The sequence below is a fragment of the Roseicella aerolata genome (assembly GCF_020523605.1).
GTDB lineage: Bacteria > Pseudomonadota > Alphaproteobacteria > Acetobacterales > Acetobacteraceae > Paracraurococcus > Paracraurococcus aerolatus.
In genome coordinates, this window is sequence record NZ_JAJAQI010000063.1 from 1 (window position 1) to 21,656 (window position 21,656).

A 21,656-nucleotide genomic window follows, 5' to 3' on the forward strand; every position below is an offset into this window, starting at 1 on the left:
CGCCATGTCCAACACTCCCACCGCCCCCGACCAAAGGCCCGAGGCTAGCGTCCGAACATGGGTCAACTCTCAGTGGCAACTTAACCCCAAACCGGGTCAGCTCTCAGTGGCAATCAACAGCGCGGGGTCTTCTGCGGCTGGCTCTGCCCCTTCGGCGCGCTGCAGGAGCTGCTGAATCTCGCCGCCCGCCGCCTCGGTGTGCCGCAGGCGAAGATCCCCTTCGCGGTGCATGAGCGGCTCTGGCCGCTGAAATACATCATCTTCCTTGGCCTGCTCGGCCTCGCTCTGGGCCCGACCGCGCTGGCCTTCACCGCGGCGGAGGTCGAGCCCTTCAAGACCGCTATCATCCTGCGCTTCCTGCGCGCGCCGCCCTTCGTCGCCTATGCGCTGGCCCTGCTGGTGGCGGGCCTCTTCATCGAGCGCTTCTTCTGCCGCTATCTCTGCCCGCTCGGCGCCGGGCTGGCGCTGCCGGCCCGCCTCGGCATCTTCCAGTGGCTGCGGCGGCATCCGCAATGCGGCGCGCCCTGCCAGCTCTGCGCCGCGAGTTGCCCGGTGCAGGCGATCCATCCGGAAGGCCGGATCAACCCGAACGAGTGCATCGCCTGCCTGAAATGCCAGACGCTCTATCATGATGAGCGGCGCTGCCCGGCGCTGCGCCTGCGGCAGAAGCTCCGGGCGGCGGAAGCGGGAGGCAGCCCATGAGCGCAACCCAATCGGCAGCGCCGCCGCGCCGGCGGGCGCTTCGCATCCTCGCCGGCGCGGCGGCGCTGGGCGGCCTTGCGGCGCTGCGCGCCGGGACGGAGCGCGTGCCTCCCCTACTGGCCTGGCGCGGCGTCGCGCTCGGCGCCGAGGCGCGCATCCTGCTGCTGCATCCCGACCCCAAGGCAGCGCGCGCCACGCTCGCCGCCGTGGTCGCGGAGATCGAGCGGCTGGAGGAGGAATTCAGCCTTTTCCGCCCCTCCTCCGCGCTGTCGCGTCTTAACCGCGACGGGTGGTTGGCGCGGCCCTCGCTCGACCTGCGCCGCCTGCTCGCGGAGGCGCTGCGGTTCGGCGACCTCACGGGCGGCGCCTTCGACGTCACGGTGCAGCCGCTCTGGCGGCTGCATGCAGCCCATGCCGGGGATCCGCCGCCGGCGGCGCTCGCGGCGGCGCTGGCGCTGGTGGACTATCGCGACATCGATATCGGTCCGGCCGAGTTGCGCCTGGCGCGGTCGGGCATGGCGGTGACGCTGAACGGCATCGCGCAGGGCTACATCACCGACCGGGTGGCCGGGCTGCTGCGCGACGCCGGGCTTACCGATGTGCTGGTCGATGTCGGGGAGTTGCGCGGTCTCGGCCGCGGTCCGGACGGGCATGGCTGGCGCGTCGGGCTGGAGCACCCGGCTGCCCCGGACGCGGGACTCGCGGTCGGGCTGGCGGATGCCGCGGTCGCCACCTCCTGCGGCCGTGGCAGCCTCTTTTCGGCGGATGCGCGCCGCCACCACATTCTCGATCCCTGGACGGGCCTCTCCCCGCCGGCGGATCGCGCCGCCTCGGTGGTCGCGGCCGACGCCATGCTCGCAGACGGCTTGGCGACGGCGCTGACCCTGCTCCCATTGCAGCAGGCAGCGGGCCTGCTGCGGCGGGCCGGCGCCGCTCGGGCAATCCTCTCGGAGCCAGGGCTGCCTGCGCGGACCATCGATTGAGGCCCGCGGCGTCCTGGCCTCAGCTATTCGCCTTCAGGAAGGCCATGAGGTCGTTCATCTGCTGCTCATTCTTCAGGCCGGGATAGGACATGGAGCCGGCCGGGATCACCGCCTTGGGATTGGCGATATAGGCGCGCAGATTCTCCTCGTTCCAGGCGAGCCCCCCTTCGGCCTTCTCCTTCAGGCTCGCGGAATAGCGGAAGCCATCCACCGCGCCGGCCTTGCGGCCGACCACCCCGTGCAGGTTGGGGCCAACGCCGTTGCGCCCGCCGGCGTCGATGGTGTGGCAGGCGCGGCACTGGTTGTAGACGCGGCGGCCGGCCTCGGCATCCTGCGCCGCCGCAGGCTGCGTGGTACCGAATGCGAGGACAGCGAGCAGCGGGGCGGCCAGGGCAGCGGTGCTTCGGGACATGGCGGTTTCTCTCCTGCATGGTCCGCGCGCGGCGGCCTTCGGCTGACGCGGCAGCGCCGGCGGGGTTGCGCGCCGGCGCTGCCGGACCGATTCAATACTGCGGCGGGTTCTCGACAGTCTCCACCCGTAGGCCCATCGGCTCGCCCAGCTTCCGCGCCGTCTCGAAATGCGCCCGCACCGAGGCAAGCACGGTGATGCCAAGGCGCTGGAGTGCCGGATCCGGCGAGTTCGAGGCCATATTCTGGAACAGTTCCGCCATGGGCCGGTAGAGCCCGAGCTGGCGCGACAGGAAGGCGCGGTCGAAGGCCTCGCCGCTCGCCTGGCGCAGCGCCTCCAGCGAGCGGTCCTCAATGCTGGCGGCGGCGCGGTCTGGCAATTCCACCCCGCGCTCCTTCGCAACATCGCCGATGGCCTGGCGGAAGCGGCCATGCTCGGCGGCGATCGACTGGGCAAGCTCCCGGATGGCCGGCGCGGCGGCCTTCTCGGCGCCGAGCCGCCCCGCCTCGGCCTGCGCGTCGGTGATGCGCGCAGCGCGCTGCAGCGCATGAACATCCCCGATGGCCGGGCCCTGGCCGGGCTGCGGCGGCAGCCGCGGTGTTGCCTCGGGCGTGATCCTGGTCTGCGCCCCGACCGGGCCGGCGCAGGTCGCCACCATGGCGATGAGAAGCAGCGTCCGTCTCAGCATCCTCAATCCCTCCGCTGGCCCGCCGGCATGCCGATGCTGCGGCATGCCGGCGGGCCGGCTTGCTGTGGCCAGGACAGGCCCGGACCCCGGGCCGGCGACCAGTGGTTCATCCTGACGGGAGTCGATCCGGCTCATGCCGTCACCTGCCGGTAGATCGCCGGCAGCGCGACGGGCAGCCGGGTGATGTCGGGGAAGATGGCGTAGGCGCCGGGCCCGAAGAGATAGGGGAAGTAGTCCCGCGCCTCCCGGTCCACGGTGATGCCGAAGACCTTGCAGCCGGCCCGTCGTGCCTCGCGGATCGCCATGCGCGTGTCCTCGACGGCATAGCGCCCCTCATAGTGGTCGGCGTCGTTCGGCTTGCCGTCGGTCAGCAGCAGCAGCAGGCGGTGGCCCTGCGGCCGCTGCGCGAGGCGGCGCGTCGCATGCCGCACCGCGGCGCCCATGCGCGTGTAGTGGCCGGGTTTCAGGGCCTGGATGCGACGGATCACCCGGGCGTCCAGCAGCTCCTCAAAATCCTTCACCGTACGCAGCCAGACCGCATCCCGCCGGCGGGAGGTGAAGGTGAGGATGGCATGCTCGTCGCCGCAGGCATCAAGCCCGCCGGCGAGCGCCAGCAGCGCCTCCTTCTCCACGTCCAGCACGCGCCGGTCAGCGGCCCAGCTATCGGTCGAGAGCGAGACATCCACCAGCACCAGCACGGAAAGGTCGCGCTGCTGCATCCGCGCCGCGCTATAGACCCGGTCGCTGCCGGGGGCGCCGGCGCGGCGATCGGCCAGGCTGCGGACCAGGGCGGAGAGGTCCAGCTCCTCCCCGTCCGGCTGGCCGTGCAGGATCTGCCGACGCGGCCGCAGCGCCTCGAACTGCCGGCGCACCCGGCGGATGCGGCGGCGCGCCGCCTCGTCCGGCCGCCAGTCCTCGCCGTTGCCCTCGCCCGGCGCCGGCTCCTCCGCGGCGGGTTCGGCAAGGACGCGGCAGTAGGCCGGGCGGTAGCGGCCGCTGCGGTGGTCCCATTCGGGATAGGTGACGCTCTCGGGCGCGGCGGGCAGCGGCGCATCCGGCGCCGCCTCGGCCGCGAGGTCGAGTTCCATTTTCAGGCGGGTCGCGGCGCGACGCTGGTTCTCGCCGATCGCGATCTCGTCCAGGTCCTCGGCGGCCTGCTTCGCGCCGGCCTCGTCGTCGTCCTCGACGGCGCGGGCGAGGTTCATCATCTCGGCGAGGCCGAGGATGGTCTCGAAGCGGTTCAGCAGCAGCGGATCACGGCGGCGGGCCTGGTCGGTGCCGCGCCGCCGGGCGCGGCGGCGGCGGGTGCCCGCCTCGGCGGCGGCGCCGCTGCCCTCCGGTTCCTCGGTGGCGGTGCGCGTCGCGGCCGGCGGTGGCGGCTCGACCTCGCCCCAGAGCGGCACCGGCAGGAAGGGCCGGTAGCGCCGGCCGGCGCGGAAGCCCTCGGGCGGCGTTCCCGGGTCGCGCAACGCGGCGGCCCGCGGCGGCAGCGGCGCCGGGTCGCCAAGCGCGGCGCGCACCGCCGCCTCCATCGCCGCCTCCTCGCCGAACAACCGCCGCACCGGCCACGCCGCCAGCAGCGCCGCGGCGAGGTCGCGGTGCATCCGGCGAAGGCCGGGCAGCGCCGCGAGCAGCCGCGCCGTCTGCGCCTCCGCCGCTCGCAGCCGGGCGATGTCGGCCTGCAGCGGGTCAGCGCGCAGCGGCAGCGGCGGCTGCGGCAGGGCGAACCAGGCGGCGAGCCACTCGAAGAGCGCCTCGTTCCCCGTGCGCTCCGGCAGCAGGTCGAGGACGGGCGGCAGGTGCAGCGTCGATCCGTCGAAGCGGGCGATGTCGAGCTTCTCCGCCGCGCCGAGGCCGATGCGCGCGCGCAGGCCAAGCCGGTGGCGGGAGAGCGTCGCGTCGCCCGCCGCGAACTGCACCCCGCCCGCGCCGCCGAGGGCGCGGAACATGACGCCGAGCCGGGCCCGCACCGCGGCCAGCGGCACCGCCGCCTCCGGATGGTGCGGCCAGGAGCCGGCCTGGCCCACCAGGCGGTGCCAGTGCTGGCCAATCGTCTCCTCGGGCTCGAAGATCCAGGGCATCGCGCTAACCGAGGGTGATCTCGACGACGCGCAGTAGGGCCTGCCGCACATCGGGCTCGTCGGTCAGCGGCTCGATCATGGCGGCGCGGATGGCGCGCTCCGGCTTCATGCCGGCGGCGATCAGGGTCGCGCAATAGACCAGCAGGCGGGTGGAGACGCCTTCCTCCAGATCCTGACCCTTCAAGTCGCGCAGCGCATTGGCCAGCCGCACCAGCGGCACGCAGCGGTCGCGCGGCAGGCCGCTCTCCTCGGCGACGACCGTCGCCTCCGCCTCGGGCGGCGGGAAGTGGAAATCGAGGGCCAGGAAGCGCTGCCGCGTGCTCGGCTTCAGCCCCTTCAGTACGTTCTGGTAGCCGGGGTTGTAGGAGATGACGAGCATGAAGGACGGCGGCGCCTGCAGCAGCTCCCCGGTGCGCTCGAGCGGCAGGATGCGGCGGTCGTCGGTCAGCGGGTGCAGCACGACGGTGACGTCCTTGCGCGCCTCCACCACCTCGTCGAGGTAGCAGATCCCACCCTCCCGCACCGCCCGCGTCAGCGGCCCATCGGTCCAGACTGTGTCGCCGCCCTGCAGCAGGTAGCGGCCGGTGAGGTCGGCCGCCGTCAGGTCGTCATGGCAGGCGACGGTGAAGAGCGGCCGGCCGAGCCGCGCGGCCATGTGGGCCACGAAGCGCGTCTTGCCGCAGCCGGTTGGGCCCTTCAGCAGCAGCGGCAACCGGTGACGATACGCATGCTCGAACAGCGCGACCTCGTCGCCGGTCGGCGCGTAGTAGGGGATGGCGGCGTCCGCCACCCCCGTTGCCGCCGCGCTCATTCGGCGGGCTGCGGTTCGGCGGTCATGCTCGCCGGCCGCTCCTCCCGCACCGGGCCGAAAATCGACCAGAGGAAGAGCAGGCCACCGATCAGCACGAAGGCCCCGGAGCCAAGGCGCATCCAGTAGAAGAGCTGGATCTGCTCCTGCGCCTCCATGTAGGTCATGCCCATCACCCGCTGCAGGTGTACCTGCACGACGCCGCCAAAGGTCAGCGTGACGGTCATGAAGACCACGGCGGAGGTGGTGATCCAGAAGCTCCACATATTGAGCACCTGGTTGTAGGGCTGCACTCCGCGCAGATAGGGCATGGCGTAGGTGATGATCGCGAGGTTGAGCATCGCATAGGCGCCGTAGAAGGCGAGGTGCCCGTGCGCCGCGGTGATCTGCGTGCCATGGGTGTAGTAGTTCACCCAGTGCAGCGTGTGCAGGAAGCCCCAGACCCCGGCGCCGAAGAAGGCACCAACGGTGCAGCCGAGCGACCAAAGCAGGGCCGCCCGATTCGGATGGTCCCGCCTTCCGCGCCAGACCATAGTGAAGGCGAAGATCACCATGGCAAAGAAGGGGGCGATCTCGAGCGTCGAGAAGAAGCTGCCGATCGGTTGCCAGTAGCCCGGCGCGCCGATCCAGTAGTAGTGGTGGCCGGTGCCGAGCAGGCCGGAGAAGAGGGCGAGGCCAACGATGCCGTAGAGCCACTTCTCCACCACCTCGCGGTCCACCCCGGTCATCTTGAGGACCAGGAAGGCCAGGATAGAGGCCATGATCAGCTCCCACACCCCCTCGACCCACAGGTGGATGACGTACCACCAATAGAGCTTGTCGACGGCGATGTTCTCGGGGTTCCAGATCGCGAAGAGCCAGAACACCGCGACGCCGACCATGCCGAGCAGCAGCACGCTGGTGATCGCGGTGCGGCGGCCCCGCAGGATGGTCATGCCGATGTTGTAGAGGAAGATGCCGGCGACCAGGACGATCGCCCATTTCACCCAGAGCGGCTGCTCGAGGAACTCGCGCCCGCCATGGATGCCGAAGAGGTAGCCGGCCACCGAGGCGAGGGCGCCCACCATCAGCAGACCGAACTGGATGTAAGCGAGCAGCGGGCTCTCGATCTCGCGCTCCGCCTCCTCCGGCACCAGGTAGTAGGCGGCGCCGAAGAAGCCCATCAGCAGCCAGACCACCAGCGCGTTGGTGTGCACCATGCGAAGGATGCTGAAGGGCAGCGTCTCCGCGAGGAAGTTCGGGATGGCATAGACGGTGGCGGCGAGCAGCCCGAAGAGGAGCTGCACCACGAAGAGGGTCATGGCGCCTGCGAAATAGACATAGGCGACCTTCTGGCTGGCGTATTTCATGTGGTCACGGTTCCCTTCAGCCCGACTGGTTGGGCGGCCAGCCCTGGGTGTTGATCCGGCTGACGAATTCCAGGAAATCCGCCAAGTCGTTGATCTCCTGCTCGGTCAGGTGGAATTGCGGCATCTGCCGCCGGCCGGGCACGCCGCTCGGCTGCGAAGCCATCCAGGCCGCGAAGACGGCGCGGGCGGTCTCGCGGTCCTCCTCGCCGCCATAGCGCTTCCAGACATTGCCGAGCTCGGGCGCGAAATAGGCTCCTTCGCCGAGCAACGAGTGGCAGTTGATACAGGAGTTACGCTCCCAGACATGCTTGCCGCGCACCACGCTCTCGGACATGGCGGCAGAGGGCGCGCTGGTGCTGATCATGTGGTAGTGGGTGTGGATCGTCAGTGCGACGAAGACCGCCAGAAAGAAGGCCGAGCCTCCGTAGAAAATATTGCGCGTCGCGGCCTTCGTCAGGCGCTCGGCCATCCTGTTCCTCCTCGATCAAAACGGACCGCAGCGAAACCCTGCGGCGCAGACAGCAGCAAGTCTGCTAAAGAACACACAGGCGGACGCGAATGAACCGCATCATTCCATTGTAAGGCTAGGCTGCAGGTGCGCGCGCCGTCGCAAATGCACGAGATTGCGAAAATGAACCAGTTGCAGTGTTGGTGGTCGGTCTTGCTTTGCCGTCGTGCCAGGGTAGGGCGCTACGCACCGGATTCACCGGCCCGCGCAAGACGCCGGCGTGCAGTCGCCAGACCATCCCTGCCCTCAGGTGTCAGGGGCTCCCACCCTTCAGCGCCTGCGCCTCCCGAAGATGCGCCTGCAACACCGGGAGGCGGGCGGCGGCCCAGCGCTTCAGTGTCTCGTCATCGGCGGCCTGGGCGTAATTGCGGCACAAGTCGAGCGCGATGAGATGGGCCTGCGCCTGCTGCTGCGCGTAGAGCGTCTGGAAGTTCTCGCCCTGCGCCGTGCGGGGTTGGCCGAGCCAGGGCTGGTGCTGATCGGCCATCTTCTCCGGCGGCTGGATGGAGCGTAGGTCGGCCTGGTTGCGCAGCAAGCCGCGCAGTTCCTCGGCGGATTGGCCATGTGCGTCGAGCATCTCCTGCGCGAAGCGCCGCTGCTTCTCGTCGCGCGATCGCTCCAGCGCCAGCCGGGCCGTCTCCATCTCGAAAAGGGCATTAGAGTAGGCGAAGCGAACGAATTCCTGCCGGTTTAGCACCTCCGAGCCACGATGGCCGGCTGTACCATTCATCGCGGCGCTCTGTTCCTGTCGTCCTGTCGTCCTGTTGCCGTAGCAGGCGCGGCCTGCTGGCTCACGCTGGGCTGCCTCGAGGGCGCCTGCGCCAAGGCTGGCGCAAGCATGAGGCCAGTCAGTGCCACGGCAAGCGGAAACGCTGTTCTCATGGCTCAAGCTCCGAACGCATTACGGGCAGAGCAGACTGCCCGTCGCCCTCCCAACGGAGCGACACTTGGCCGGTTCGCCCCATGGCATCGATGCCGCATCCGCTCAGATCATCTTGGTCAGGCGCCGCAGCACCGCGACACGGGCGATGGCATCCTTGGCGAGGGACTGCAGGCGGCGGACCCTATCCTCATCGCGCCCTGCTTCGGCGGCGTCCAGATAGGCCTCAGCCGCTTGTTCGGAGAGGCGCAGCACCTCCTGCAGCCGATCCTGCCCGGCATCCCCGGCCGGTACTGCAGCCCGGTCATCGCCTGCGAGCGCCGCCGCCTCGCGGCCCATCGCCGCCGCGGCCTCGCCGAGGCGCCGCAACTCGGCGGAGTGCGGCGCCAGGACCTCGTCTCCCGACGCCAGCGCTGGCAGCACCGCTGCCAGCTTGGCTTCCGCCTGCGCCGCCCGAGCAAGCGCCGAAGGGCGTCCGGCCGATGCCACCGGCTCGCGCTCTGCATGGTAGGCGTGACGCCGCGCGCGGCGAAGCAGTGCCGCATGGTGCAGCTCCTCCCCCGCCATACGCTCCGCGGCCGCACGGATGGCTGGTGTCTCGGCCTGCGCGGCGATGTAGGTCCAGAGGGCGAAGGCGCGCTCCTCGTTCCGTACTGCCATGGAGAGGGCACGATAGGCGGAAGCAAGGCGCGAGGAGGCGATCTGCCGCGCCTCCTCCTCGTCGAAGGTTTCGGGGGGCTGCCAGCGGATGCGGGCGGGATCGGGCGGCGTGCCAATCGTGCCTCGCGCCCAGTCCTCAACATGCGCGGCATGGCCACGCTCCTCCGCGACGAGGTGATGGAATACCGCGGCTACCTCCGGCAGATTCAGCTCCTCCATCTGATTCGCCAGTTCGGCGTAGCGCGTCGCTGCTTCTGCCTCGAGCGCATGAGCGAGGGCAAAGAGCTCGTCCGGTGACCGCACGGGTGCGGGTGGCTCGGCCTTCAGCAGTGACATCGCGCCCTCTCCCTTGCGCCTGTGCCTGTCTGCGCTGTGGAACGGCATGGCACAAGCAACGTTCGCCGACTGACAGCGCAAACCGGCGACGACCGCCGGTCATTCCGCTTGGCCTTTGCGCTGGAACAAAGAAGACCTGGTCTGCGGGGCCTAGTGACCTGTCTCCGCCGGCCCGGGGGGAGTTCGCCTTGGATCCGATGCTACCTGCCGCATATCCAGGGGCGCCGTGCCGCACACCGTATCGGTGGGCGCTTGTGCCGATGTCGGTGGCGTTCCTGCTCCTCCTCCTCGCAGCCCCGCCCGCCTTCGCCGCGCGGCTTGGTGAATTCCTTCCACGCCTACAGCCCATCGAGATCTTTCCCGGGGCAGACCGCATCGGCCCGCCGCAAGGCGAGCCGCCGATCGCCGCGGCTTACGCGGCCGGCCAGCTGTTGGGCTATGTCTGGCTGAACACGGATGTCACCGACGCGACGGGCTATTCCGGCAAGCCGATCCACATGCTCGTCGCCGCCGACACCGCGGGCGTGATCCGCGGTATCCGGTTGGTGGACCACAAGGAACCGATCGTACTGATCGGCATCCCGGAGCGGCGGATCGTGGAGGCGCTGAACAAGCTGGTCGGCACCGCCATGGCGCCGATCGCGCGTGGCGAGATACGCCCGCCGCAGCCTGATATTGTCAGCGGAGCGACCGTGACCGTGCTGGTCATGGCAGACAGTGTGGCGCGCTCCGCGGTGCGGCTGCTGCGCGCGGGCCGGCTTGGCGCGGGCCCGGCGGCGACCGCGGACGGCGGCACGCCGGCCGCAGCCACGTTGCTGCCCGGCCCTGGCGAGATCCGTGACTGGGACAGCCTGCTCGGCGATGGTTCCGTGCGCCGCCTGCACCTCACAATCGAGGAGGTGAACGAGGCCTTCGGCCGCAGCGGCAACCAGGCCGCGGCCAACACTCCCGAGCCGGGCGATCCGGACGAGACCTTCATCGATCTCTACGCGGCCCTGGTGAGCGTGCCCGCCATCGGTCGCAGCCTGCTGGGCGATACCGGCTACCAAGCACTCACGGCGCGGCTGTCGGCCGGCCAGCAGGCCATCCTGGTCGCCGGCGAGGGTGTCTATTCCTTCAAGGGCTCGGGCTATGTGCGCGGTGGCATCTTCGACCGGATCGAGCTGATCCAGGACGGCAGGCCGCTGCGCTTCCGCGACCGCGACCATACGCGGCTCGGCGATATCGAGGCTGATGGCGCGCCGCGCCTGCCCGAGATCGCGCTCTTCACCGTACCGCTGGAATTCGGCCTGGACCCGACGCAACCCTGGCAGCTACAATTGCTGGTGCAGCGCGCGATCGGTGCACGCGACAAGGCCTTCCTGTCCTTCGAGTTGGGCTACCGGCTGCCCGAACGGTATCTCTCCCAGCCCGCCGCTGCGCCCGCTGCCGCACAGACTGCACCGCCGCCTGGCGCCGGCCCCGAAGCCGCCGCGGAAGACCCGCTAGAGGAGCCGCTCTGGCAGCGCATCTGGCGTGCCAAGACCTGGGATGTCGGCATCACTGCGGTCGCGCTGATGATCCTGACCGGCATCTTCTTCTTCCAGGACCACCTCGTACGGCGGCCGGCCCTGTACCGCTGGGTGCGGCGCGGATTCCTGATCTGGACCCTGGTCTGGCTTGGCTGGTATGCCAATGCGCAGCTCTCAGTCGTTAACGTCATCACCTTCACTAGTGCCCTGGTGACCGGCTTCTCCTGGGACTACTTCCTGACCGCGCCGCTGATCTTCCTGCTCTGGTGCGGCGTGGCGGCGGCGCTGGTCTTCTGGGGGCGCGGCGTCTTTTGCGGCTGGCTCTGCCCCTTCGGCGCGTTGCAGGAGCTGCTGGCGAATCTTGCGCAGAGGCTGAAGGTGCCGCAGATCACGCCGCCCTGGGGGCTGCATGAGCGGCTCTGGCCGATCAAATACGTGGTCTTCCTAGGGCTCTTTGGCGTCTCCCTGCATTCCGTCGCGCTGGCCGAGCAGCTGGCAGAAGTCGAGCCCTTCAAGACCGCCATCATCCTAAAATTCGTCCGCGAGTGGCCCTTCGTGCTCTACGCCGTGGCGCTGCTGGCGGCGGGGCTCTTCATCGAGCGCTTCTTCTGCCGCTATCTCTGCCCGCTCGGCGCCGCGCTGGCCATACCGGGGCGGATGCGTACCTTCGAATGGCTGAAGCGCTGGCCCGAATGCGGCAGCCCCTGCCAGCGCTGCGCCCGCGAATGCCCGGTACAGAGCATCCACCCTGAGGGCAACATCAATCCGAATGAGTGCATCTACTGCATGCACTGCCAGGAGCTCTACCGCGCCGAGGACCGCTGCCCGCACAACATCCAGCGGCGCCTCAAGCGGGAGAAGCAGATCGCGCTGAGCGCGGTACCCCTGCCCGGCGTGGGCAAAGGGCCACCGAAGATCAGCATCACCCGGACAGGGAAGACCGAGGCGGCGAATTCAGCCCCGGCTCCCGGCCCATGACGAGGGAGAAGTACATGTCGGGCGATAGGGACAACAAGGTCATCAACCGCCGCAGGCTGCTCGGCACCACGGCGGCCGCGGGCGTGGCCGGCGCAGCCGGCAGCGCCACCGTCTCGCAGCTGGTCGGGCCGGCCGAGGCACAGACCCGGCAGCAGCAGCAGGCGCGCCAGCAGGCCCGCCCGGCGCAGCAGCGCTACGAGGTGAAGCCCGGCGAGCTGGACGAGTACTATGTCTTCTTCTCCTCCGGCCAGAGCGGCGAGGTACGGATCTACGGCCTGCCCTCGATGCGGGAGCTCATGCGCGTCCCGGTCTTCAACCGCGACAGCGCCACCGGCTGGGGTCAGACCAATGAGAGCCTGAAGGTGCTGACGGAGGGACTGACCCCGGAATCGAAGGAGTATCTGGGCAAGATCAGCCAAGCTACCTTCGATGCCGGCGACCTGCACCACCCGCACCCGTCCTTCACCGACGGCACCTATGACGGCCGCTACCTCTTCGCCAATGACAAGCTGAACACGCGCGTCTGCCGCATCCGCCTGGATGTGATGAAGTGTGACAAGATCATCCAGCTTCCCAACCAGCACACGGTGCATGGGCTGCGCGTGCAGAAGTACCCGCGCACCGGCTATGTCTTCTGCAATGGCGAGGACCGGGTTCCTGTCCCAAATGACGGCCGTGACCTCGATAAGCCGGAGAATTACCGGTCCATCTTCACCGCGGTGGATGGCGACAGCATGGGGGTCGCCTGGCAGATCATCGTGGACGGCAATCTCGACAACGTGGATGCCGATTACCAGGGCAAGTACGCCTTCGCCACCTGCTACAACTCGGAAGGCGGCGTGACGCTGGCCGACATGATGGCAGCGGAGCAGGACTGGGTCGTCATCTTCAACCTGAAGCGGATCGAGGACGCCGTGAAGCGTGGCGACTACCGGGAGATCGGCGGCGTCCCGGTGCTGGACGGCACCAAGGGCTCGCCCTTCACGCGCTACGTCCCGGTGCCCAACAGCCCGCACGGCATCAACACGGCGCCCGACGGCATCCATGTGGTGGCGAACGGCAAGCTCTCGCCGACCGTCACCGTCTTCGACGTGCGCAAGTTTGACGAGCTGTTCGAGGACAAGATCAAGCCACGCGACACGGTGGTGGCGGAGCCGGAGCTCGGCCTCGGCCCGCTCCATACCGCATATGACGGTAAGGGCAATGCCTACACCACGCTGTTCATCGACAGCCAGGTCTGCAAGTGGAACATCGAGGCCGCGAAGCGGGCCTTCCGCGGCGAGAAGGTGAACTACATCGCCCAGAAGCTGGATGTCCATTACCAGCCCGGCCATAACCACACCTCCATGGGTCAGACCAAGGAGGCGGACGGCAAGTGGCTGATCAGCCTGAACAAGTTCTCGAAGGACCGCTTCCTGAACGTCGGCCCGCTGAAGCCGGAGAACGACCAGCTTATCGATATCTCCGGCGACCGCATGGTGCTGGTGCATGACGGCCCGAGCTATGCCGAGCCGCATGACGCGACCATCGTCCACCGCTCCAAGATCAACCCCGTCCATGCCTGGAAGCGGGACGATCCCTTCTTCGCGGATGCGGTGAAGCAGGCGCAGGCGGATGGCGTGGACCTGATGGCGGACAGCAAGCTGGTCCGCGACGGCAACAAGGTGCGGGTGTACATGACCTCCATGGCGCCGCAATTCGGGCTGGAGGAGTTCCGCGTCCGCCAGGGCGACGAGGTGACGGTTTATGTCACCAATATCGATCAAGTGGAGGATCTGACCCATGGCTTCGCCGTCATCAACTACGGCATCAGCATGGAGGTCCCGCCGCAGGCCACCGCCTCCGTCACCTTCATGGCGCACCGGCCAGGCGTGCACTGGTATTTCTGCACTTGGTTCTGCCACGCCATGCACATGGAAATGAAGGGCCGCATGCTGGTGGAAGCGCAGAACGCGTGACGCCGCGCACCGGCATCCTCGCGCTCCTCCTCGCCGCGGCGGCCCTGCCCGCCGCGGCACGGCCGGTCGCGCCGGGGGAGGACGTACAGGCGGCGGTGGCGGCTGCGGCGCCGGGGGAGGTGCTGGACCTGCTCCCGGGTCTGCACCGCGGTCCCGTGTTGCTCGACCGCGCCGTGACCCTGGTGGGGCGGAGGGGTGCGGTGCTGGAAGGGCCGGAGCAGGGCAGCGTCGTCACCATCATCGCTGAGGGCGCCGCAGTGCGCGGCCTCGTGCTGCGCGGCTCCGGCTCCAGCCTGGATGGCATGGACAGCGCCGTGCTGCTCCGCCGATCCGCAACGGGAGCGGTGGTCGAGGGCAACCGAATGGAGGGTAACCTCTTCGGCGTCTATGTCCATGGCGCGCAGGACGCGGCAGTGCGCGGCAACACCATCCTCGGCCGCCCGGGTGGGCGGATGTCTGAGCATGGCGACGGCGTCACCGTCTGGAACGCGCCTGGCGCGCGGGCCGAGGGCAACGACATTCGCTTTGGCCGCGATGGCATCTTCGTCAAGACCAGTAAGCAGAACACCTTCTCGGGCAACCGTTTCCGCGACCTGCGGTTCGGCGTCCACTACATGTACACCAACGACAGCGAGGTCAGCGGCAATGCCTCCTCCGGCAACCATGCCGGCTATGCCATCATGTACTCGCAGCGCCTGACCGTGCGTGGCAACCTCTCGGAGGGCGACCGCGACCACGGACTACTGTTCAACTACGCCAATGGCTCGACGATCACCGACAACTGGGTGATCGGCCATGCCGCCGGTGCGAGGCAGGATGCTGCGGAACCGGTGGATCGTGAACACGCCATTCCGGGAGGCTCCGAGGTGACCGGCGTAGCCCCGGCGAAATGCGTCTTCTTCTACAATGCCAACCGCAACCGCTTCGCCGGCAACCGCTTCGAGGGCTGCGGCATCGGCATCCACTTCACTGCAGGATCGGAGGGCAACGAGATCACCGGCAACGCCTTCATCGGCAACCGCGCCCAGGTGAAATACGTGGGAACGCGACATCTCGACTGGTCGCGGAACGGGCGCGGCAACTACTGGTCTGACAACGCTGCCTTCGACCTGGACCGCGACGGCATCGCCGATGCCGCCTACCGGCCGAATGACTTGGTGGACCGCGTGCTCTGGACGGCGCCGCGCGCCAAGCTGCTACTGAACAGCCCGGCGGTGCAGGTGCTGCGCTGGGCGCAGTCGCAATTCCCCGCCATCCTGCCGGGCGGCGTGGTGGACAGCCGGCCGCTGGTCGCGCCGCCACCACCGCCCGTCGTCGCGCCGGATTGGCAGCCATGAAGGCCGACTTGCCCGTCATCGAGCTGGAGGGTGTCGCGAAGCGCTACGGCGCGGTGGAAGCGGTGCGTGACGCCTCCTTCGACCTGCCGCAGGGCGCGTGCGTGGCCCTGGTCGGCCATAACGGTGCCGGCAAGACCACATTGATGAAGCTGATGCTCGGCCTCATCCGCCCCAGCGCCGGGCGGCTCCGCGTGCTGGGCGAGGATCCGGCCGCGGGCGCGGCACAGGCGCGACGACGGCTCGGCTGGTTGCCAGAGAGCGTCACCTTCAACCCGGCGCTGACGGGGCAGGAGGTGCTGCGCTTCTTCGCCCGGCTGAAGGGCGAGCCCGCCGCCGCAGCGGATGCGCTGCTCGAGCGCGTGGGGCTCATCGAGGCGGCGCGCCGGCGTATCGGCGGGTATTCCAAGGGCATGCGCCAGCGCCTCGGCGTGGCGCAGGCGCTGCTCGGCAGCCCGCGCGCGGTGCTGCTGGACGAGCCCACCACCGGCCTTGACCCCGAAGTGCGGCAAGGCCTCTACGACATGCTGACGGAACTGGCGGGCGGCGGCACCACGGTGCTGCTCTCCTCCCACGCACTCGAGGAGCTGGAGGGGCGGGTGGAGCGGGTGGTCATCATGGACCACGGCCGTGTGGTGGCGGACGGTTCCCTTGCCGAGCTGCGCCGCCTCGCCCGCCTGCCGGTGCGGCTCCGCCTTGCCCTGGTCGGCGATGCCTGGCCCGACTGGCTCCGCCCGGATTTCGCCCCGCACCGCCTCGGCAACGGGCTGGTCGAGCTCTCCTGCCCACCGGAGGCGAAGATGGCGCTCCTGCGGCAGGCGGCGGCGGACCCGCACGTCGCGGATCTCGACCTGGAGCCGCCGACCCTCGACGAGCTCTACGTGCATTTCCTCCGCAGCCGGGACGGAGTGGCGCCATGAAGGGCGTGCTGCTGATGGCGGGCAAGGAGATCCGCGAGGGGATCCGCAACCGCTGGGTCGTCGCCGCCACGCTGCTGCTGGCGGCGCTCGCGCTCACCCTCGCTTTCCTCGGCGCCGCGCCGGCCGGGCGGGTCGGCGCCGGCGCGCTGGAGGTGGTGGTGGTCAGCCTCTCCAGCCTCTCGATCTTCCTGCTGCCGCTCATCGCCCTGCTGCTCTCGCACGACGCCATCGTGGGGGAGGCGGAGCGCGGCACGCTGCTGCTCCTGCTCAGCTACCCGCTGGCGCGCTGGCAGGTGGTGATCGGGAAATTCCTTGGCCATGTGGGAATTATCGGGGCCGCCACGCTGCTCGGCTACGGCGCCGCGGCACTCGCCCTGACGCTGGCCGGGCAGCCGGTCACCGCGGCGGGCTGGCAGGCTTTCGGCTGGATGCTTGGCTCCTCCGTCCTGCTCGGCGCCGCCTTCGTCGCGCTCGGCATCCTGGTGAGCACGCTGGTCCGGGACCGCGGGGCGGCGGCGGGCATCGCGGTCGGCCTCTGGCTGCTGCTGGTGCTGCTCTGGGACATGGCGCTGCTCGGCCTGCTGGTGGCGGATGCGGGGCAGACCCTCACCGCAAATACGGTGGACGCGCTGCTGCTGCTGAACCCGGCGGATGCCTACCGGCTCTTCAACCTGGCCGGCCTCGCCGATGTGCGGCTGCTCTCGGGCATGGCGGCGCTGGGCGGAGAGAGCGGGCTGGCGCCCGCCCTCCTGCTCGCCAGCCTCGCCGCCTGGGCGGTGGTGCCCCTGCTGGCCGCCACCGCCTTTTTCACCCGGAGGGAGTTGTGACGCGTCGGCTTCTCCTCATCCTTGCGCTACCCGCCCTCCTGCTGGCCGGTTGCGACGAGGCCGACCAGGCCACCGAGGCCCCACCCCCCGTTGCCCTGACGCGGGAAGCGATGGGCCACTTCTGCGGCATGACGCTGGTCGAGCATCCCGGCCCCAAGGGCCAGATCCTGCTTCGTGGGAATGCGAGGCCGGTCTGGTTCTCCTCCGCCCGCGATGCCATCGCCTTCACCCTGCTGGACGAGGAATCCAAGGCGATCCGCGCCATCTACGTGTCGGACATGGCGAAGGCGCAGACCTGGGAGGATCCGGGCGCCACGAACTGGGTGGAGGCGCGGCAGGCCTGGTTTGTGCTGGGCAGCGACCGCCGCGGCGGCATGGGCGCGGAGGAGGCTGTCCCCTTCTCCGACCAAACGGCGGCGGAGCGCTTCGCGGCGGCGCATGGCGGCCGCGTGCTGCGCCTGACCGAGGTGCCGCGCGACTGGGTGCTGGGCGAGGGCAGCGCCCCGCCGGGCGAGGCGCGGGACGCCACGCCGCCGCGGGACGCCGCTGCCGCGCCGCACCGCCACTGACGCCTGGCGCATGTCATGCCCCGAAGGCCAGCGGCCCTTGCCACAGGCCGCAGATCGGGACGTCACGAGCCAAGTATGAGAGGAGAGGCAGCATGCGCCGCCGGCGTTTCCTTCGCATCCTCGCCACCGCTTCCGGCCTTGCCCTGCCGCGCCCTGGCGCTGTGGCCGCCCCTGCCGCCGATGCGCTACTGGTCACCTGGACCGGGCCGGCGCTCGGCGGGATCGGCTCCATCGCCCTGCACCATCCGGACCCGCAGGCGGCACGGCAGCTCGTCGCGGCCTGCGCCGCCGAGCTGCGGCGGCTGGAGGCGATCTTCAGCCTCTGGCAGCCGGACAGCCGGCTCTCCGAGCTGAACCGCCGCGGCGTCCTGGTGGCACCGCCGCCCGAGATGGTCGAGCTGCTGGATGAGGGGCAGCGCATCGCGGCGCTGACCGGCGGGCTCTTTGACGTGACCGTGCAGCCGCTCTGGGCGCTCTACCGCGATCACTTCACGGCGGCGGAGGCGGATCCGGCCGGCCCGCCCCGGGCGGCGCTGGAGGCCGCGCTGGCCCGCATCGGCCACGGCCGCCTGCGGGTCTCACGCGACCGCATCGCACTGACGGGGCGGGGAATGGCGGTCACGCTGAACGGCATCGCCCAGGGCTATGTGACGGACCGCATCGCGACGCTGCTGCGCCGCGGCGGGGTGGCGCACACGCTGGTGGATCTCGGCGAGGCACGGGCGACCGGCCTGCATCCCGAGGGCCGGCCCTGGCGCGCCGCGCTCTCCGATCCGGAAGCGGAGGACCGCATTTGGGGCGAGGTGGAGCTGCTGGACCGCGCCCTCGCCACCTCCGGCGATGGCGGCTTCGTCTTCGATCCTGCCGGGCGCTTCACCCATCTGCTGGATCCGCGCAGCGGCCGCAGCCCCCGGCGCTACCACGCTGTCTCGGTCCTGGCGCCGCAGGCGGCGCGGGCGGATGCGCTCTCCACCGCTTTCGCCCTGATGCCCGAGGCCGAGATCGCCACGGTACTGCGAGGCCTGCCGGGGGTGGAGGCGCATCTGCTGCGGCATGACGGCAGCACTGCCCTGCTGCGCGGCGCGACCGGTCAGGACGAAGCTCGAGCGAGGGCAGATCGCCGTGGGGCGGAAAAGCCCGGAGGCGTGGCCCTGCCCTGAAAGCAACGATCCAAGTCAAGCCGCGATTCCGGCCAGGCCGTGATTCGCTCCGGCCGGACCGCGCCGGCGGATTGCCTTCGGAACCGGTGCGATCCGCGGCTGAACCCCGAATAGGTCTTCGGTGCCCTGCCCTCGGCGGGTGCTGCCCGCCCATGCCTCCGACACGAAGGGCCCTGTTGGCGGGAAGGGGGGACGCTGGATCGGGACTGCGGTTTGTCACTGCCCGTAGCGCGGCCGGGATGGTTTCGGATCAGCCTTGGGCGATCCGTGCCAGCGCCTGCGGGTCCCGCACCGTGACGCGCATGCGGCCGCCGGACAGGATGCCGGCATGTTCCCAGCCGCTCAGGATGCGGCTGGCCGTGTGCAGGGTGGTGCCGGCCATCTCCGCCAGATCCTGGCGGGTGAGGGGAAAGCCGATGCAGACGGCCCCGTCCTGCTCCTGCGTGCCAGCCTGGCGGACCAGCCGGAGGAGGGTCAGGGCCAGCCGGCGTTCGACTCGATCGGCCGAAGCCTCGCGCAGCCGATCATGCGCCTCCTGCGCGCGGTGGCCAAGCGTCCCCATGGCGTTCAGCGCAAGCTGCGGATGGCGTTCCAGCATCAGCCCCAGCGCGATCCGGTCCCAGGACAGCAGCACGGAGTCCACCACGGCGGAAACGGTGGCGGGGTAGCGCTGCCCCGCCCCGGGCAGCGCATAGACGCCGGCCAGTTCATGCGGGCCGACGAAGCGTAGGATGACCTGCCGCCCTTCCGGCGCGGCCTGCACCACCTTGAGCCGCCCCTGCAGCAGCAGGTGCAGTGAACTGGCCTCCGCACCCCGCTCGAACAGGATGCCCTCCTTCGGCAGGCGCTGCGTGTGGCCGAGCCGCAGGAGGCCAGCGAGGGCCTGGCGGTCGACGCCACTGAAGAAGGGAACCTCCTGTAGCGAGGCTGGATCTAGGCGTAGCGTTGCGGCGGGCACTCTGGGCGGGTCAGTCATTCGGCAATCCTGGCGCGGTCGGACGCTTGGACAATGAGGCTCGGAAAGGACGCACACGGCCGGGAGCGAGGGCCGGCGTCAAGCCGGAATGCGCGGGGGCCATCGGTCGAGGAGGCTCCGGCCCGAGGGACCGGACCGCCCGACCATCACGCCGCCCGAGGACGGACCACACCGCAACCAGCGTCGCCACGGCCCAGAGCACCGCGGCCGGCCCATAGAGTCCGGGCATGCCGAGGCCCCGCAGCAGGGCGGCCAGGCCGAGCAGCCCGGCAACCGCGGGCGCGGCGCGGGTGGGCATGGACCTCCCCTCCCGCTGGGCGCTCGTACGCATCGCCATGACCAGCATGGTCCCCCCGAGGCCGCCGACCGTGGCGAGGTGCAGTGCGGCGGAGGCAGGCAGGGCGGCCAGCAGGCCCCCGAGCGCGGCCGCCCAGGCGAGCAGGCCGAGGCAGAGCCAAGCCTGGCCAGCAGCCAGAGCAAGCAGGTCGCCAGCACCTCGCTGCAGCCCGCGCCTCCAGTACAGGAGCCGCAGACCGAGAAGCACGGCGCCGGCCCCGAGTGGCAAGGCCGCGACGGGCGCCGGCGCGGCGAGGGCAAGAGCCGCGAAGCCGGTAGCGAGCAGCGCCAGTAGACTACGCTCAAGCCACCAGCGCGGCGCAATCCGGTTGCCGCCTGCCCGCTGCGCCGCGCCTGAGGCTGCGGCCCCGATCAGCCGGCCGCCCATGGCCGCGACCAGCAGGACGACGAGACCAAGCGCGAGCCAGCGGCCAGCCTCCGCCCCACGCGGGAGCACGGCCAGTTCGCCAAGCGTGAACAGTGCATCCGCCACAAGGAAGCCGAGAAGCAGCAGCGGGAAGACGAAGTTGTCGGCCTGCTTCGCCCCGCGCAGGAAGCCGTGGGCAGCGGGGAGGGCAATCGCACCGGTGGCAACCAGGGAGAGGACGGCCCGCAGCGCTTCCGGCGTGTCCGGCACGGCCTGCGCCAGCCTCGCGGTGACCCAGCAGGCGGCGATGGCGAGCAGCGCGGCGCGCGGCAGGCGATGGAGGAGGAAGCCTGCAAGGACGGCCAGCGCCTGTCCGAGCAGCATCTCATGCGGATGCGCGGCGAGGTCGGGCCACAGCCCCTTCGCCTGCACCGCCAGCCCCCCTGCAGCAGGGCAAGGCTGAAGAAGAGCCGGTGCGCCATGTGGATCAGGGCGGCAGCGGTGTCACGCCGATGACCGGCTGGTGCAGCAGCAGGAGGACGAGCCAGAGCAGCACGGCCACCATCAGTCGCAGGGGATCTGGGAGGCCGGTGGGCCGCCAGCGCCCGGACAGCAGCGCCTCCCCGGGCCAGAAGGAGGTGCGCGCGGCCAGATGCATCCATTCCGCCTCCCCCAAATGCCGGCGCCGGCGGCGGTCAATCATGTGCATGCCGAGCAGCGCGAAGCCCACAAAGCCGCCGAAGAGCAGCACATGGGCAAGATCGCCGTTCGGCAGCGCATGCGCCCCGGCCCAGAGCGCAATGGCCCAGAGCAGTGGGTGGCGTGCCAAGCCGGCGATGCCCGGTCGCTCCGGGTCGAAGCCCGCCGTGCGGCCGCCAAAGGAGAGCGGGTTGGGTGCACCGAGGCCGAAGGTGATCAGCAGGCAGGCAAGCGGCATGGCGAGGTTCGGCACCCAGTAGTGCCAGGGCGCCAACTCCCAGAGCGTGACATGGGGCGCCCGCCCAGCCGCCGCGACCAGCCAGGCCAGGGCCTCTAACGAGGCGAGACTGTAGAGCACGAGGTAGCCACGCCTTCCCAGTGCCGCCACACAGGACCGACGCAGCGCGGGCTGTGCCGGCAAGACGTGGGAGAGCAGGAAGACCGAGAAGGCCGCGAGGAACTCGCCCCATCCGCCCATGGCGCTTGCCCTTCAGGCCCCCTTCGGCCGGAAGGCGGCGCAGGCGGCCGGGTCGGTCTCCAGCCGCGGCCCGCCGATGAGGTCGATGCAATAGGGGATGGCGGGGAAGACCGCGTCCAGGCACTCGGCGATGGCGGAG

At 70.2% G+C, this 21,656-nt stretch carries 20 protein-coding genes and 1 pseudogene; 10 read left to right on the forward strand and 11 right to left on the reverse strand.

What is annotated here, in order from left to right; genetic code table 11:
* Positions 1 to 132: 132 nt before the first annotated feature.
* From LHA35_RS29185 to LHA35_RS25340, 3 genes and pseudogenes are all read left to right on the forward strand, one after another.
* A pseudogene (locus LHA35_RS29185) lies at positions 133 to 192 on the forward strand (4Fe-4S binding protein); the annotation flags it as partial.
* Positions 193 to 198: 6 nt separating this feature from the next.
* The gene (locus tag LHA35_RS25335; RefSeq protein ID WP_338050986.1) at positions 199 to 702 is read left to right on the forward strand and encodes a 4Fe-4S binding protein; all 504 of its coding nucleotides are present in this window, start codon (positions 199 to 201) and stop codon (positions 700 to 702) included.
* Positions 699 to 1,685: an FAD:protein FMN transferase gene (locus tag LHA35_RS25340; RefSeq protein ID WP_226613711.1), complete on the forward strand. Its 987-nt coding sequence runs from the start codon at positions 699 to 701 to the stop codon at positions 1,683 to 1,685. Before LHA35_RS25335 ends, LHA35_RS25340 begins: the two co-directional genes overlap by 4 nt.
* A 19-nt stretch (positions 1,686 to 1,704) precedes the next feature.
* On the opposite strand, the gene LHA35_RS25345 is transcribed toward LHA35_RS25340, so the two are convergent.
* The 8 genes from LHA35_RS25345 to LHA35_RS25380 all read right to left on the reverse strand — a co-directional run bounded on the left by LHA35_RS25345 (position 1,705) and on the right by LHA35_RS25380 (position 9,404).
* Positions 1,705 to 2,097: a c-type cytochrome gene (locus LHA35_RS25345; RefSeq protein ID WP_226613712.1), complete on the reverse strand. Its 393-nt coding sequence runs from the start codon at positions 2,095 to 2,097 to the stop codon at positions 1,705 to 1,707.
* A 91-nt stretch (positions 2,098 to 2,188) separates the two neighbouring features.
* Positions 2,189 to 2,782: a DUF4142 domain-containing protein gene (locus tag LHA35_RS25350; protein ID WP_226613713.1), complete on the reverse strand. Its 594-nt coding sequence runs from the start codon at positions 2,780 to 2,782 to the stop codon at positions 2,189 to 2,191.
* Between the two features lie 131 nt (positions 2,783 to 2,913).
* Entirely contained in the window at positions 2,914 to 4,863 is a 1,950-nt protein-coding gene (locus LHA35_RS25355) for a nitric oxide reductase activation protein NorD (RefSeq protein ID WP_226613714.1), read from the reverse strand.
* Positions 4,864 to 4,867: 4 nt separating this feature from the next.
* Positions 4,868 to 5,674, reverse strand: coding sequence for a CbbQ/NirQ/NorQ/GpvN family protein (locus LHA35_RS25360; RefSeq protein WP_264185802.1), 807 nt, complete (start codon positions 5,672 to 5,674; stop codon positions 4,868 to 4,870).
* The gene (locus LHA35_RS25365) at positions 5,671 to 7,020 is read right to left on the reverse strand and encodes a cbb3-type cytochrome c oxidase subunit I (protein WP_226613715.1); all 1,350 of its coding nucleotides are present in this window, start codon (positions 7,018 to 7,020) and stop codon (positions 5,671 to 5,673) included. The genes LHA35_RS25360 and LHA35_RS25365 overlap by 4 nt, the downstream gene beginning before the upstream one ends.
* 16 nt (positions 7,021 to 7,036) lie before the next feature.
* The gene (locus LHA35_RS25370) at positions 7,037 to 7,489 is read right to left on the reverse strand and encodes a c-type cytochrome (protein WP_226613716.1); all 453 of its coding nucleotides are present in this window, start codon (positions 7,487 to 7,489) and stop codon (positions 7,037 to 7,039) included.
* A 292-nt stretch (positions 7,490 to 7,781) separates the two neighbouring features.
* Positions 7,782 to 8,258, reverse strand: a complete 477-nt coding sequence (locus LHA35_RS25375; protein ID WP_226613717.1) for a DUF4142 domain-containing protein — start codon at positions 8,256 to 8,258, stop codon at positions 7,782 to 7,784.
* A gap of 255 nt (positions 8,259 to 8,513) precedes the next feature.
* Positions 8,514 to 9,404 carry a ferritin-like domain-containing protein gene (locus LHA35_RS25380; protein WP_226613719.1) on the reverse strand — a complete coding sequence of 297 codons (891 nt, stop codon included), beginning with the start codon at positions 9,402 to 9,404 and terminating at the stop codon, positions 8,514 to 8,516.
* A 260-nt stretch (positions 9,405 to 9,664) separates the two neighbouring features.
* On the opposite strand from LHA35_RS25380, the gene LHA35_RS25385 reads away from it, so the two are divergent.
* The 7 genes from LHA35_RS25385 to LHA35_RS25415 all read left to right on the forward strand — a co-directional run bounded on the left by LHA35_RS25385 (position 9,665) and on the right by LHA35_RS25415 (position 18,661).
* Complete coding sequence (locus LHA35_RS25385; RefSeq protein ID WP_226613721.1) at positions 9,665 to 11,893, forward strand: NosR/NirI family protein; 2,229 nt, start codon at positions 9,665 to 9,667, stop codon at positions 11,891 to 11,893.
* A gap of 14 nt (positions 11,894 to 11,907) precedes the next feature.
* Complete coding sequence (gene nosZ, locus LHA35_RS25390) at positions 11,908 to 13,851, forward strand: TAT-dependent nitrous-oxide reductase (protein ID WP_226613723.1); 1,944 nt, start codon at positions 11,908 to 11,910, stop codon at positions 13,849 to 13,851.
* Positions 13,848 to 15,188, forward strand: a complete 1,341-nt coding sequence (locus tag LHA35_RS25395; protein WP_226613724.1) for a nitrous oxide reductase family maturation protein NosD — start codon at positions 13,848 to 13,850, stop codon at positions 15,186 to 15,188. The genes nosZ and LHA35_RS25395 overlap by 4 nt, the downstream gene beginning before the upstream one ends.
* A complete protein-coding gene (locus tag LHA35_RS25400) occupies positions 15,185 to 16,105 on the forward strand; it encodes an ABC transporter ATP-binding protein (RefSeq protein WP_226613726.1) in 921 nt (306 codons plus the stop codon). Before LHA35_RS25395 ends, LHA35_RS25400 begins: the two co-directional genes overlap by 4 nt.
* A complete protein-coding gene (locus LHA35_RS25405; protein ID WP_226613728.1) occupies positions 16,102 to 16,932 on the forward strand; it encodes an ABC transporter permease subunit in 831 nt (276 codons plus the stop codon). Before LHA35_RS25400 ends, LHA35_RS25405 begins: the two co-directional genes overlap by 4 nt.
* The gene (locus LHA35_RS25410; RefSeq protein WP_226613730.1) at positions 16,929 to 17,501 is read left to right on the forward strand and encodes a nitrous oxide reductase accessory protein NosL; all 573 of its coding nucleotides are present in this window, start codon (positions 16,929 to 16,931) and stop codon (positions 17,499 to 17,501) included. Before LHA35_RS25405 ends, LHA35_RS25410 begins: the two co-directional genes overlap by 4 nt.
* Before the next feature lie 92 nt (positions 17,502 to 17,593).
* Entirely contained in the window at positions 17,594 to 18,661 is a 1,068-nt protein-coding gene (locus tag LHA35_RS25415; RefSeq protein ID WP_226613731.1) for an FAD:protein FMN transferase, read from the forward strand.
* A gap of 250 nt (positions 18,662 to 18,911) precedes the next feature.
* Here LHA35_RS25415 and LHA35_RS25420 read toward each other — a convergent pair whose 3' ends face one another.
* The 3 genes from LHA35_RS25420 to LHA35_RS25430 are packed head-to-tail and all read right to left on the reverse strand — an operon-like array spanning position 18,912 to position 21,517.
* A complete protein-coding gene (locus tag LHA35_RS25420) occupies positions 18,912 to 19,637 on the reverse strand; it encodes a Crp/Fnr family transcriptional regulator (protein WP_226613733.1) in 726 nt (241 codons plus the stop codon).
* Entirely contained in the window at positions 19,630 to 20,772 is a 1,143-nt protein-coding gene (locus LHA35_RS25425) for an NnrS family protein (RefSeq protein WP_226613735.1), read from the reverse strand. Before LHA35_RS25425 ends, LHA35_RS25420 begins: the two co-directional genes overlap by 8 nt.
* 55 nt (positions 20,773 to 20,827) lie before the next feature.
* On the reverse strand, positions 20,828 to 21,517 hold the full coding sequence (locus LHA35_RS25430; protein ID WP_226613737.1) for an NnrU family protein: 690 nt from the start codon (positions 21,515 to 21,517) through the stop codon (positions 20,828 to 20,830).
* Between the last annotated feature and the right edge of the window lie 139 nt (positions 21,518 to 21,656).

What these genes read in the sequence shown, in the direction of transcription:
- LHA35_RS25405 (WP_226613728.1), top strand. Translation starts at nt 16,102, where the DNA reads ATGAAGGGCGTGCTGCTGATGGCGGGCAAGGAGATCCGCGAGGGGATC.
- LHA35_RS25375 (WP_226613717.1), bottom strand. Translation starts at nt 8,258, where the DNA reads ATGAATGGTACAGCCGGCCATCGTGGCTCGGAGGTGCTAAACCGGCAG.
- nosZ (WP_226613723.1), top strand. Translation starts at nt 11,908, where the DNA reads ATGTCGGGCGATAGGGACAACAAGGTCATCAACCGCCGCAGGCTGCTC.
- LHA35_RS25380 (WP_226613719.1), bottom strand. Translation starts at nt 9,404, where the DNA reads ATGTCACTGCTGAAGGCCGAGCCACCCGCACCCGTGCGGTCACCGGAC.
- LHA35_RS25385 (WP_226613721.1), top strand. Translation starts at nt 9,665, where the DNA reads ATGTCGGTGGCGTTCCTGCTCCTCCTCCTCGCAGCCCCGCCCGCCTTC.
- LHA35_RS25430 (WP_226613737.1), bottom strand. Translation starts at nt 21,517, where the DNA reads ATGGGCGGATGGGGCGAGTTCCTCGCGGCCTTCTCGGTCTTCCTGCTC.
- LHA35_RS25415 (WP_226613731.1), top strand. Translation starts at nt 17,594, where the DNA reads ATGCGCCGCCGGCGTTTCCTTCGCATCCTCGCCACCGCTTCCGGCCTT.
- LHA35_RS25345 (WP_226613712.1), bottom strand. Translation starts at nt 2,097, where the DNA reads ATGTCCCGAAGCACCGCTGCCCTGGCCGCCCCGCTGCTCGCTGTCCTC.
- LHA35_RS25355 (WP_226613714.1), bottom strand. Translation starts at nt 4,863, where the DNA reads ATGCCCTGGATCTTCGAGCCCGAGGAGACGATTGGCCAGCACTGGCAC.
- LHA35_RS25370 (WP_226613716.1), bottom strand. Translation starts at nt 7,489, where the DNA reads ATGGCCGAGCGCCTGACGAAGGCCGCGACGCGCAATATTTTCTACGGA.
- LHA35_RS25350 (WP_226613713.1), bottom strand. Translation starts at nt 2,782, where the DNA reads ATGCTGAGACGGACGCTGCTTCTCATCGCCATGGTGGCGACCTGCGCC.
- LHA35_RS25400 (WP_226613726.1), top strand. Translation starts at nt 15,185, where the DNA reads ATGAAGGCCGACTTGCCCGTCATCGAGCTGGAGGGTGTCGCGAAGCGC.
- LHA35_RS25365 (WP_226613715.1), bottom strand. Translation starts at nt 7,020, where the DNA reads ATGAAATACGCCAGCCAGAAGGTCGCCTATGTCTATTTCGCAGGCGCC.
- LHA35_RS25360 (WP_264185802.1), bottom strand. Translation starts at nt 5,674, where the DNA reads ATGAGCGCGGCGGCAACGGGGGTGGCGGACGCCGCCATCCCCTACTAC.
- LHA35_RS25420 (WP_226613733.1), bottom strand. Translation starts at nt 19,637, where the DNA reads ATGACTGACCCGCCCAGAGTGCCCGCCGCAACGCTACGCCTAGATCCA.
- LHA35_RS25340 (WP_226613711.1), top strand. Translation starts at nt 699, where the DNA reads ATGAGCGCAACCCAATCGGCAGCGCCGCCGCGCCGGCGGGCGCTTCGC.